Origin of the sequence: Hyphomonas sp. BRH_c22 (assembly GCF_000961795.1) — a bacterium.
In the GTDB taxonomy this organism is placed as follows: Bacteria; Pseudomonadota; Alphaproteobacteria; order Caulobacterales; family Hyphomonadaceae; genus Hyphomonas.
In genome coordinates, this window is record NZ_LADU01000045.1 from 1 (window position 1) to 11,977 (window position 11,977).

The 11,977-nt window shown below is 57.6% G+C and carries 9 protein-coding genes and 2 tRNA genes; 3 read left to right on the forward strand and 8 right to left on the reverse strand.

Annotation, left to right across the window (positions count from 1 at the left end; all coding sequences use genetic code 11):
• Positions 1–33: 33 nt before the first annotated feature.
• Both VR74_RS06005 and VR74_RS06010 read left to right on the forward strand, forming a co-directional pair.
• Positions 34–107 (forward strand) — tRNA-Cys (locus tag VR74_RS06005).
• Between the two features lie 264 nt (positions 108–371).
• Positions 372–447, forward strand: a tRNA-Asn gene (locus tag VR74_RS06010).
• Between the two features lie 239 nt (positions 448–686).
• On the opposite strand, the gene VR74_RS06015 is transcribed toward VR74_RS06010, so the two are convergent.
• The 8 genes from VR74_RS06015 to VR74_RS20585 all read right to left on the reverse strand — a co-directional run bounded on the left by VR74_RS06015 (position 687) and on the right by VR74_RS20585 (position 10,988).
• On the reverse strand, positions 687–1,313 hold the full coding sequence (locus VR74_RS06015) for an ABC transporter substrate-binding protein (protein WP_045695166.1): 627 nt from the start codon (positions 1,311–1,313) through the stop codon (positions 687–689).
• 32 nt (positions 1,314–1,345) lie between these two features.
• Complete coding sequence (locus tag VR74_RS06020; protein WP_045695167.1) at positions 1,346–2,101, reverse strand: VacJ family lipoprotein; 756 nt, start codon at positions 2,099–2,101, stop codon at positions 1,346–1,348.
• Positions 2,098–2,799, reverse strand: coding sequence for a response regulator transcription factor (locus VR74_RS06025; protein WP_045695169.1), 702 nt, complete (start codon positions 2,797–2,799; stop codon positions 2,098–2,100). The genes VR74_RS06020 and VR74_RS06025 overlap by 4 nt, the downstream gene beginning before the upstream one ends.
• A gap of 11 nt (positions 2,800–2,810) precedes the next feature.
• Positions 2,811–3,665, reverse strand: a complete 855-nt coding sequence (locus VR74_RS06030) for a MipA/OmpV family protein (RefSeq protein WP_299949699.1) — start codon at positions 3,663–3,665, stop codon at positions 2,811–2,813.
• A gap of 142 nt (positions 3,666–3,807) precedes the next feature.
• Positions 3,808–6,891 carry an efflux RND transporter permease subunit gene (locus VR74_RS06035; RefSeq protein ID WP_299949701.1) on the reverse strand — a complete coding sequence of 1,028 codons (3,084 nt, stop codon included), beginning with the start codon at positions 6,889–6,891 and terminating at the stop codon, positions 3,808–3,810.
• 6 nt (positions 6,892–6,897) lie between these two features.
• The gene (locus VR74_RS06040; protein WP_045695172.1) at positions 6,898–8,208 is read right to left on the reverse strand and encodes an efflux RND transporter periplasmic adaptor subunit; all 1,311 of its coding nucleotides are present in this window, start codon (positions 8,206–8,208) and stop codon (positions 6,898–6,900) included.
• Positions 8,209–8,334: 126 nt separating this feature from the next.
• A complete protein-coding gene (locus tag VR74_RS06045) occupies positions 8,335–9,777 on the reverse strand; it encodes a TolC family protein (protein WP_366462235.1) in 1,443 nt (480 codons plus the stop codon).
• An 8-nt stretch (positions 9,778–9,785) separates the two neighbouring features.
• Positions 9,786–10,988 (reverse strand): ATP-binding protein, encoded by a 1,203-nt coding sequence (locus VR74_RS20585; protein WP_299949703.1) that lies wholly within the window; start codon positions 10,986–10,988, stop codon positions 9,786–9,788.
• A 572-nt stretch (positions 10,989–11,560) separates the two neighbouring features.
• Between VR74_RS20585 and VR74_RS06055 the strand changes: the two genes are divergently transcribed.
• A partial coding sequence (locus VR74_RS06055; RefSeq protein WP_045695175.1) for a hypothetical protein occupies positions 11,561–11,977 on the forward strand: 417 nt, incomplete at its 3' end.

Consider the following 11,977-nt stretch of genomic DNA (forward strand, 5'->3'; position numbering starts at 1 on the left):
GCCTATTGCTTGCTAGTGACGCCCCTCTGGTCAGGCTCTATGGCGGAGTGGTGACGCAGCGGATTGCAAATCCGCGCACCCCGGTTCGATTCCGGGTGGAGCCTCCAGAACACATTCCAGCCTTTTGTCAGCCTTAACGCAGACTTGCGCCAATTATGTGCGTTTGGCGGCAAACCATTTACGCCGCATTAACCAATTCCAGTGAGATTGGCACTGTCTTCTCTTGGAGACACCCACCATCACCCAACGCCTCGGCGGGAGCTTTCAGCTTCCGCCATTTTTTTGTCTGGTGCCAAGAACTTTTTGGACGAGAGCAGCATGTTGGGGCTTGAACCGGCCTGACGGTCTGCTATTGACCCGCTCTCGGCTGATCCGCGATAGCTCAGTTGGTAGAGCAGGCGACTGTTAATCGCCCGGTCGTAGGTTCGAGTCCTACTCGCGGAGCCAGACACCCCCTGAAGTCAATTGGTTTTGTTGATTTATTTGAATTTTCAGGGAGTTTCGCCCCACAAACCGCCCCACAAAAAGCGCGGGATAAAGGGCAACGGCTATGAACGACATTGATCGTTACTGAGGGAATTCGGAGCTGGCCTCCAACCTTAACAGGCCGAGTAGGAGGGACCGATTCCCTTCCCCTACTCCAGTATTTCCATCTTACGTATGCTTGTTTTGGCCGAGTCGTCGGACTAATCGCGGATCTTGCTCTTTAGTTCAGCTGTCATGGACTCGACTCTGTCGATCAGTGCCTCGGCTGATCCATTCGATTTATCGAGCAAAGCAAGGAACTGGGCGCGTTGTTCAATGGCCAACCAGATAAGATTACCATCACGGTTCAGGGCGACGTCGACAACCTGGTACTTACCGTCACTTCCCTGCACGCGCCAGCGCACATCCATGTCCTTGCCGTCATTGCGCTTGATGACGGTATTCACGATTGAATCTGATTCCGAGCGGTCGATCGAATCCTTCACGATCACAGTCTCACCCCGATAGGCCCCAAGTTCCGTCTCGTAGAAAGTCATCGCATACGCTCGAAAAGCTCTACGGTAGCGATGCAGATCTTCTTGCGAAAATCTGCGGGCGTACTTGCCGATCGTGAAATTCGAAACGGCATCGAGATCAGTAAAACCGTCCATACTTTCGCTGAACACTGTCGCCCGCTGCAGCGGCGAGAGTCTGGGGTCGTTCAGGGACTGGAGGACTTCACTCGCATTTTTCTGGACAAAGATCTCCGTTCTCGCATCAGCGTCGGCAGGTGTCGCGTTCAAGCATACCGCTACGAAGACGAGACAAAGATTTTTGAAACGCCTCATTGAGAGCTCTCCAATGATCATGGCTACGGCGTCTATTCTTCGAATTCATCGAACTCAGGGAGATCATCATAGGCGGCGTCATCGTCAATTTCGCCATTTGCAATCTCCGCCTGACGCTGAGAGGACCATATTCGGCGCAACGCGACGTACGGTTCCGGTTGCGCATTCAAAGCATCAATCTGGTCATCCAGTCCGGCGCGCGCATTCAGCAAACCGATAACCGCTAGGCCCGAGCGCACGGCGAGGTCCGTATCTGCATCATTGTCGATCTCCACCCATGTCAACGGATCAAGCGCCTGGTCAACACCTATTCCAAGTAAGTCGCGTGGTGTGCTCGGTCCAAGTAACGGCAAGACAAGATAAGGTCCGCTGTCAACGCCCCAAACAGCCAGCGTCTGGCCAAAATCCTCAGAATGGCCGTCAATGCCGAAATGCTCGGCCGCGTCCCAAATGCCAAGAAGTCCGATAGTCGAGTTGATGGTAAAGCGTGCCGCCGTTGTACCGGCCCGTGAAGCTTCAGCCTGGAGAATGTCGTTTGCGAATATCACAGGCCCGCTGAGATTGCCCAGGAAGTCGTCGACCCGGTCCCGGGCGACCGCCGGCGTAAGCGTCTTGTACGCCGATGCGGCCGGACCAAGCGCGTACTTGTCGACACCTTGGTTGAAAGCGAACATCTGCCGGTTGAAGCCTTGATAGGGATCGGCAACATTACCTCCGCTGGAATCAGGAGCCGTGGCGCATGCAGATATGGCAAGAGAGGCGTATGCGGCGACGACGAAACGTTTCATGATGTTTCCTTATTGTTGGCAAGCTCGGAAAAAATGATGGCCATGTAGCCCAGTCCCCGCAAAGTCCGGATCGAGACATTCGCGCCCAATTCCGACAGCTTGCGACGGACTCTATGGACGTGCACCTGAATCGAATTGTCGGTGAATTCCTCCTCGAAAGAATGGAGGCTTTCGCCGAGTTGTTCCTTGGTTATCACGCGGCCCGGCGCGCGTAGAAAGCGTTCCAGGAGGATACTCTCACCTCGCGACAAGGCAGCACTCTCATCGCCGACCGACAAGTCCCGGGCCGCAATGTCATAACGAACATTGCCATATCGGATCACCGGATCGGCCAGCGGGGGTGGCCGCCGGTTCAGGGCCCTCAGACGTGCCACCAGTTCCTCGATAGCGAAGGGCTTGACCAGATAGTCGTCCGCCCCAGTATCGAGGCCCGACACGCGATCATCGATACTACCGAGGGCGGTGAGGAGAATTACCGGTGTGGTCACGCCATCAGAGCGGGCACGGGCAAGCAGATCAAGGCCGCTTTCCCGGTCCAGCATGATGTCCAGTATGACGACATCATAGGGCGCCACTTGCCAGGCGTGCCAACCATCCCCAATCGTCTCGAAGAGATCGACGGCGAAGCCGGCCCGCGTGAGCGAGGTTTTGGTCGCCGCACCCAATTTGGTATTATCTTCGACGAAGAGCACCCTCATGCGCCTGCTTTCTAAAACTTGCGTACAACCGCGAATGCGAGTCCGCCCTGATTTTCCGAACCACCGCGCGTAACAAGCGGGCTTTCAGCAGCACTATCCAGCAATCGCCCATAGCTGACCATTCCAAACGCACTCCAGCGTTCGTTGAACTGATAGAACAGGCCGGTCGATATCTCGGCCTTCTGCATGCCCGCTTCCGCCGTGAACACAGGCAGGCCGCTGACAAGCGATGCGTCGGGCGTTACTCCGGAATAGGCTTGGGTATACTTTTCGTCCGCCCATGTGGCGGATATTCCGGCCATGCCCATCAGGTTTCCCGTGAGGAGACGTTGGTAGCCAATGTCGAACTTTGCGGTGGTCCCGTCCGTAACGCCGCTGACATCCGTCAAAACTTCAATTCCAAAATCAACGCCAGCCCCCTGACCGAGGTCAATACCCCTCTTGGCAAAGACGCCCGCCATCAAGGCGCTGTCAATGTCGCCCAAGCGGCGCACTGCCGGATCGTCGATGTCGCTGGCCTGCCGGCCAAAATCGAAGTTCAGCACAGGGCCGAATTCGAAGGCGCCTCCCGAAATGACATTGGCGCGCAGCCCTGGACCATCGAACTCCACATAGCGATCACCTTTGGTATATTTTGCCGACAACCAGGGAAGCGGCTGCACCCTGTACTTCTTGCTGCCTTCGTACTGGGGAACGTAGAAGGCACCCGCACCGAGTTGGAATTCCCAACCGTCCTGTTTCTCCGGCCCAGACATTTCCTGAGACTGAGCCTCCATCGCCAAAAGAGTTCCGGCTCCGGCAATAAGCGCCAATGCCAGTGCGGTCCGTGTCAATTGTATCATGTTAAATTCTCCAAGACCGGCCATTGGCGCCGCGCGCCTGTTCGATGCCGTTACCAGGTCTATGTCTCACGAGCCTTGCAGGGAGCTTTCGGAATTGGCCTTGGCAGAAACCTGACAGATTGTTCATGTCAGGCGATCCGGGCGAATGCCGCGGTCTCTTCGGCGGTCATTCGGCCGGAGAGTTTGCGTCTTTCCTGCCGGCGCTCCCTCCCGGTTTCGGCAGGATGTGTTTCACCAATTGCTCCAACCGGTCGACAAGCACGAACATCGCCGGAACGAATACAAGCGACAGCAGAGTCGAAAGCATCAGCCCCCCGATCACTGCAGCGCCCATGCCCTGTCGCAATGTGCCGTCGACGCCCCAGCCCGCAGCGGCAGGGATCATGCCACCACACATCGCAAGCGTCGTCATGATGATGGGCCGCGCACGCTTCATGCCTGCCTGCACGAGTGCAGATTTGCGGTTCATGCCCGCGCGCATGCTTTCGACCGCAAAATCAACAAGCAGGATCGAGTTCTTGGTCACCAGTCCCATCAACATCAGCAAACCGATGAATGCGAACAGTGACAAGGGCTGATTGGCGACAATCAGGCCGACGGATGCACCCCCGACCGAGAGCGGTAGCGCCGTCATGATTGTGATCGGTTGGAAAAAGTCGCGGAACAGGAGTACGAGCACAATGTAGATGAGGATGACACCCCACATCATCGCGGTGCCGAATGTTGTGAGCATTTCCGAGAAGTCCTCGGTCTGGCCTCCTGCCGCAAGACGTGCGCCAGAGCTGCCCTGCGCTTCTGGAAGAGCGAAAACCTCGGCTTGCACTGTCGACAATGGGATTCCGGGCCGAACATTGGCGCCGACAGTCACGGCGCGCTCGCGATCGCGTCTTTCGATGGCCGCCTCGCCAAGCGAGAATTGGAGGTCCGCAACCGCGTCGAGACGTACCGGATCACCACGCGCAGACTGGACCAGAAGCGACCGCAGCACATCAAGATCACTGCGCCGATCCGGACGCAGCGTCACACGTATCGGGATCTGGCGATCATCAAGATCATATTTGGGCAGGTTTTGCTCAGCATCGCCGCTGGTCGCAATCCGAATCGCGGACGCCAGATCAGCCGATGTCACACCGAAACGTGCCATGTCCTCCTGGCGCGGGCGCAGCCTTATTTCAGGACGGCGCAATGCCGAGGTTGAACGCACATCGACAAGCGAATCCAATTGGCTCATCGCTCCAGCAAGATGATCTGCGGCGGCATTCACAGCGGATGGATCCTCGCCCACGAACTGAACCGTGACGTCGGAACCTTGAGACGCGCCATTATCCTGTACAATTGCAGACCGGTAGTTTGGAAAATCGGAAAGAACGGGCCGCACATCCTGCTGGATTGCAAAAGACGAGCGCTTGCGTGCGTTTCGCGGCGCCAGCTGGATGTATATCTCGGCTTCAGATGCCGACCCATCCGCGCCGCTCATTGAAGTAAAAACTCCCGCGACTTCGGAGGTTTCGCGTATACGTGTGCTCATGCGCTGCAGCACGCGGTCGGCGTCAAGAAACGGAGTCCCAGGCGGAATCTCGACCCTGGCCTGTATGGTGCCGCTGTCCATGCGCGGAAAAACGACAGAGGGCACTGTGAGCGTGAGCGCGATCGAGCCCGCGAAGACAACGAGCCCCATCCCGACCGTCTTCAAAGGGTTGTCAACCGACCAGCTTAGTATGTCATGATAGGCACGCGTAAAAACGCCTGGTTTCGCTTCTCCGGTATGGCCTTCGCTTTTCAAAAAGAACGCGGCCATCATCGGGGTAATCAAACGGGCGACGACGAGGGAAAAGAACGCCGCGAGCGCTACGGTCAGTCCAAACTCCCTGAAGAAGAGCCCCATTCCGCTTCCCATGAAACTGACCGGGACGAAAACGGCAATGATCGTGCCCGTCGTTGCCACGACGGCGAGACCAATCTCGTCGGCTGCCTCCAAAGATGCATTGTATGCCGATTTTCCCATCCGCATGTGGCGAATAATGTTTTCGACTTCAACGATGGCATCATCAACAAGAACGCCGGTCACGAGCGCGAGGGCAATCAGCGACACCATATTCAAGGTAAAACCAAGCAACTCCATGACAGCAAAGGTCGGAAGAATCGAAAGCGGAAGAGCGACAGCTGCAATCAGGGTGGCGCGCCAGTCCCGCAAGATGAAGAACACGACCAGGCAAGCCAGGAGTGCACCTTCAATAAGAGCGCTGATGGAGCTCTCATGCATGCCACGGGTCTCTTCGACATTTGAGACGATCTCGATGACATTGATCTCCGGGCGCTCTGTCTCGATCAGACGGATGCGCTCTTCCAGACGGTCGAAGACCTGCACTTCGGACGCGCCGCGAGAGCGTTGCACCATGAACCCTACAACGGGTTGGCCATTGTAACGCGAGATCGAATTCTGGTCGCTGGCACTATCGGAAACCTCGCCAAGATCGCTGAGGCGAACGCTTCGTCCATTCGCTGTTGCAATCGAGAGATTGGCGAGTTCCTCAATCGATCGCGCGCCACCCAGTGTGCGAATCGTTTGAGCCTGGCCACTGATCTGCGCTTGTCCGCCGGGCAGATCGGCATTGATGGCACGCAATTGGGCATTCACGCGATCTGCCGTCATGCCGTAGGCAAGCATCCGGGCCGGATCAATCTCGACGCGGATCTCGCGATCTACACCCCCTGTGCGCGATACCGCGCTTACGCCCGGAACGGCAAGCAATTCGCGCTGGAGATCATTATCGACAAACCAGGAAATATCCTGCGGCGTCATGCCCTCGCCTTCAACGACATAGTGTCCTATCGGCTGGCTGACGATATCGTCTCGTTGCACGACCGGTTCGATGATGTCGGCGGGAAGATCGGCCCGGATGCGCTGAAGTACGTCACGCGCATCGTCGATCGCGCGGCTGAGATCGGCATCCCCCTCCATTTCAACACTTGTTTCCGAGAGGCCCGGCGAGATCGTCGATGTCATACGCATCACACCCTCGATCGACGTCATCGCGGCTTCAATGCGTTGTGTGATCTGCGTTTCCATTTCGACAGGCGCTGCGCCTGGCTGCGTAACCGAAACGGTGAATCCCGCAAACTCGACATCGGGCAGGTTATTGACTGGCAATCGCCAATATGCGGTCCAGCCGGCAAATACGAGTGCAAGGATCAAAAGGATGGGCGGCGTCGGATTGCGGATAGCGCCCGCTGAAATATTCCAGGCCATGTGCGGCTACTCCTGGTCGCGGGTGTTATCGGCAGTGCCGGGTGTGTCGACACTGGCCGAAGAATTCGGCTCCGTAATCGCGCCATTTTCTTCCAGTATACGGACCTCTTCACCCTCCTGCAGAAACGCAGCCCCGGACCCAACAATGCGCTGAGCCAGGGAAAGCCCCTCGGTGAGCTCCACCCACTCTCCATCGCGACGTCCGGTATGAACATCCGTGCGGTGAACGCAGCTTTTCTCATCCAGCGTAAACAGGTAGGCCTGACCATCATCGAACATGATGGAGCTCTGTGGCGCGGCGATGACCTCGTTGGGCGGCAGAGCGACCTCACCGCGCAGGTACATGCCTGCCCGGGCACGGGTATGTAGAGGGAGATCGAATAGCGCCTCACCCGTGCGCGTACTGCTATCGATTGAGGCGGGGAGCCGGCGTAACGTCCCCTGCACTTCCGAACCATCAACCAATGCGAACGTCGCGATTTGTCCCTCGCTCAATGCAAGCGTGTCGGCTTCAGCGACCTCCGCGGCAACCTCGAGGCGATTATCCACGGCAATACGGAACAGCACCTGCCCATCTACCGGTCGACCGAGTTCGACCATCCTGTCGATCACTAGGCCGGATACCGGCGCACGCACGTAGCCTCCGCCAAGGCGGGCATTCACCTCTGCGAGCTGGGCTTGCGCTGCAGAGAGACGCGCCTCTGCTGCAATCGCTGCGGCGCGCCGCTGTTCGATCGCCTCGGTCGATAGCGCACCGGACTCTCGAATGGACTCCGCGCGCTCATACTCGCCCCGCGCCGTGACCGCCGCCGACTGCGCTTCGGCAACCGACGCCTCTGAGGCCCGCAATTGCGCTGCAGCAAGACGGATATCCAGCTGCGCCATGGGCTGGCCTTCGCTTACCGTATCGCCCTCGTCGACAAGTATCTGCATTATTCGAACGCCCGTTGCAGGTGCGGCGACCTGGATGTCGCGCACTGGACGCACTTCACCATTGAGAGAAACTGTTCTCTGGAACAGTCGGCCCTCAACGTTAATGACACTCACCGCCTGCAGTGTTGCGTTTGGCGCTTCAACAAGGGGTTCACTGCCCGCGCGGCTCAAATAGTACAGACCTGCTATAGCTGCGCATATCGCGAGAAAAGTCAGCAGCAGAATTCTGTTGCGGTACCTTCGTTCCGCTGGCGTGTCTGGCACAGCATATGCTTCATCAGGATCATACACAGCTTGGTTGTATTCCCCACCATGCGGATTCTTCAGATGGTCGAGCCGACCTTCAGCATGTTCGGGAAACGAGTGATTTTCCGGCTTGTTCATAGTCAGGACTTTCAGACCGCTCCGGGAGTGCGAGACCGAAGAATACCAGTACCGCACCGAGCAGCTCCGTTAGTTGGTTGCGAGGATGCTGCTTATGCGTAGCCGACCAAGCTTGCGTGGGGCTTTCTAATTTCGAACTAGTTCAGACGTCACCGCCGGTCCGCCACCGAAGGCGCGATAGACGGCAATTGCCGCGCGGCCCAGTTGCGCCTCGGCGTCAATTCTCGTCAGGTTTGCATCGATCAATTGCTGATCAGCCCGAAGACGGTCGGCCAGGCTCTGAATACCAGCATTGTACGCGGCCCGGGACCCGCGCGCTGTCGTGGCTGCAGCGTCCTCTGCCCCCTGCGCCGCGACCAGCCTCAACCGTGCCTGATCAAGTGAAGCAAGCGCATATGAGGCATCTGCGACTGCCTGAGTGACAGCTTGCCGATATTGGATCAGGGACTGCTCGAACTGGGCATCCCGCTGCCCGGTCACCGCAACACGGCGCCCCCAATCGAAGAGCGGTATCGAGATAAGGGGTGTGACGCTTGCGAGCAGTGTGTCGCCATCGATGGGATTTCCGATCAGGGCCTCGGTGATACTGACAGATCCCGTGATATTGAGGCGCGGCAAAAGATCGGCGCGCGCGACACCGAGCTGAGAAGCCGCGATGAGCGTTTGCGCTTCAGCACGTGCAATATCCGGTCTCAGACGTAACAGGTCTGCAGGTGCCGCAGGCGCCGAGGCAAGCCAGAGGTACGGTACGGGGCGATCAATCGCGTCGATCTCGATCTGCGTTGCGACATCCTCTGTTCCCGGCGTACGTCCACGCAATATTGACAATACATTCCCTGCACGGCGTTCTTCGACGACCAAATCCGGCAAGCGTGTGCGTGCGGTCTCGGCCAGACGAAGTGCATCAGCAGCATCAGCCTCCGAGGAATAGCCCGCTTTCACACCGACGGCGAGAATCTTCGCCAGTTCATCGGCAGTGTCGATGGACTGCACGAGTGCAATGCGGCTCGCCTGGGCCACGCGCAAATCGACGTACGCCTGGGCAACATCGGCTGCCAGCGCTACCTGAGCGCCGCGCATGTCGGCCAATGCACTTTGCGTATTGGCCCGGGCCCCGGACGTAGCCGGACCGATCGCAAACAGTGGCAGCTCCCAGGAGACCTGTGCGCCCGCGGTGCCGCTCATTTGCTCCCGATCATTGCCTGCCCCTGCTGGGCCATCCAGAACCGCCGAATACTGACCGCTACCGACGGCAAGAACCTCCGGAAAGAATTGTGACCGTGTCGAACGTGACAAGGCACGGGCCTCGCGAACACGAGAAATCGCTAGCTGCAGGGACGGCCCTTCCGCAAGCGCTTCAGCGACAAACCGGTTCAAGGCCGGGTCGTTGAAGCCCCGCCACCAATCGGTCACGGGGGATTCCGCACCAACGAGCGCATCACGCCACGTCGATGGGATGGGTGGCGGCGCTGCGCGCTCGCTGGGCAGCGTCGAGGCGCAACCTGCCGCGATCATTGCGGCAGATAACGCGGCTGTTCGCACAAGAGTTCCGATTAGAGGTGCCATCATATGGCTCCTCAGGTCCGCCCGCTTGTAGACAAGCTTTTGGATGGCGCAGGTCCGGTCGTTTGGATTGATTTTGATTTGGTCAATCCCGAATAACCTATGGCCGGGCCGGGAGCAGATTTGGACCTCTGTGAAGCTGTTACGCTTGAATGAGGAGACCCGCCACGTTTGGAAAAATCCAGTACAAAGCGCGCCCCTGTATTCGTTGTATCCAATCGCGCGTCGCCGCCGTGAAGCATCATAACACGACTAACAATTGAAAGCCCCAGTCCGGCCCCTGACCCTTGGGAATCGGCTTTGCTGAACCTTTGAAACAACCGGCCCTGAATCATTGCAGGTATGCCGGGGCCATCGTCACTGACGGCAAGTTGGCCCTGCACTTCAACCGACACCATGATCTCAGTACCCGGAGGCGTGTGCCGCATGGCATTCTCGAGCAAATTTCGAAGCGCTATCTGCACCAGGGCGACTGCCCCATGACACTCCCAGTTTTGATGCGCGCTCTCAAAAGAAATACTGCGACCGTTCGCCAGAATTGTACCGGCCATATCGCTGGCAAGCGAGCGGGCCACATCAACCAGATCGAACGGGCCTTTGGCCAAGGCTTTTCCACTATCAGCTTCGGCTAGCGCCAGTAATTGGGCAATAAGCCGGGAGAGACGGTCGAACTCCTCAATAGCGTCTTTCCGCTCATCCGGAGCCAGCAGGCTTTCTACTTGAGCACGCAGCGTTGCCAGCGGCGTTCGCAATTCATGCGCAGCATTGGCAGAGAACTCCTGCTGGGCGCGCAACCCGGCTTCAAGGCGATCAAGCGCGCCATTGAAAGCGAGCACCAGCGGCCTGATTTCGCCAGGAGCAGCCTGCAAAGAAAGCCGCTCACCGATTGTTGCGGGCCCAATACGCGCAGCCCGCTCAGATATCTGGCGCAGCGGCCGCAAGCCAAGATGCAAGGTCACAAGGACACCAGTCATCATCAATATCACGAGTAACAACATGAACGGCAAGTTGTCGCTGGCCTCGCGAGCGAGACGCCCGAGGTCCATGCGCTCTGAAAGCGAGAGTGCGGCTGAATCAGGTGCAATACTCAGGAATTGAACAGCGATGAAGGTGATGGCCATCACCATGACGATGGACGGGAAAAGGAGCCAGATCAGATAAAATCCGCGCTTCTCCCCGGTCGATTTGTTCATCCAGGGCTTAAGAGCCGTCAGCATCAAACCGACCTCCTGTGAAAACGAATAGCGGCGCGAAGCCACTTTGCAGCATTTTATGACTCGCCAATCTTCCACGAACCTTTCGCTCTGGCTGTAATTGCTAATACGTATGACTAGCCTCAACTCCAGAGCTTGACACTAAGATTTGCCATCCCTCGCTATATGCGAGCGTTCGACTGCCTAGCCGATGTTCGGACAATCCCAAGTGTCAGAAACGTTACCAATGTCGACCCGCTTGCAAACGTAGAGATAAGCGATCATTCGAGATCAAGACGACGCCCAAAAGGTTCATGACCTTGGTTGCTCATCTATCTCTGGACCAGAGGGTCGGAGGTTCGAATCCTCTCGCTCCGACCATTTTCTCAGCGGGCAAAACGCCCGTACTTGTTGAGATTTCCCTGTAAATACCAGCCTCTCCACGCGAAACCCCCACCCTGTCGCTTTGCGGCGAAATCGGACAAAGCCGGACAAATTCCGACTTCCCGAGGTGGCTTATTGGTGGCTCAGAGGTGGCTTGGGTGGCACAGGGCTTGAAAGCCACCGTCTTCAGACTCGAAAGAGAGCAAGAAGACATGGCCAATAACAGACTCAAACTCACCCAAACCAATGTTCAGCGCCTTATCAGGACGCATGACGGGACAAAAAAGGTGCGCCACTGGGACACTGAGGTCCCGAAACTGTTTCTGGCCATCACACCGAAGGGTAGCGCAGCCTACAAGCTCCAGATTGTGAAACCGGACGGCAGCAAGACAGACGCAAAGCTGATTGCAGCAAATGACGGCTCTCCGGAAATCGCCCGCACCCTTGCCATGAAGGAATTGGGCCGGATGGCGCTGGGAGAAGCAGACCTGGTCACCCGCAAGCGAATTACAAAGGTTGCGGCGCAAGAGGAGAAAGCATCGACATTTGCCGCTCTGACTTCCCTCTTCATGGCAACATCGGAGAAATCCCCGCCCAGCATCAAGCAACGCACCTACGATGAACGGGAA

Bases quoted from the DNA above. Each gene is read 5' to 3' on its own strand.
- VR74_RS06015 (WP_045695166.1), bottom strand. From the start codon at position 1,313: ATGAGGCGTTTCAAAAATCTTTGTCTCGTCTTCGTAGCGGTATGCTTG.
- VR74_RS06020 (WP_045695167.1), bottom strand. From the start codon at position 2,101: ATGAAACGTTTCGTCGTCGCCGCATACGCCTCTCTTGCCATATCTGCA.
- VR74_RS06025 (WP_045695169.1), bottom strand. From the start codon at position 2,799: ATGAGGGTGCTCTTCGTCGAAGATAATACCAAATTGGGTGCGGCGACC.
- VR74_RS06030 (WP_299949699.1), bottom strand. From the start codon at position 3,665: ATGGCCGGTCTTGGAGAATTTAACATGATACAATTGACACGGACCGCA.
- VR74_RS06035 (WP_299949701.1), bottom strand. From the start codon at position 6,891: ATGGCCTGGAATATTTCAGCGGGCGCTATCCGCAATCCGACGCCGCCC.
- VR74_RS06040 (WP_045695172.1), bottom strand. From the start codon at position 8,208: ATGAACAAGCCGGAAAATCACTCGTTTCCCGAACATGCTGAAGGTCGG.
- VR74_RS06045 (WP_366462235.1), bottom strand. From the start codon at position 9,777: ATGATGGCACCTCTAATCGGAACTCTTGTGCGAACAGCCGCGTTATCT.
- VR74_RS20585 (WP_299949703.1), bottom strand. From the start codon at position 10,988: ATGCTGACGGCTCTTAAGCCCTGGATGAACAAATCGACCGGGGAGAAG.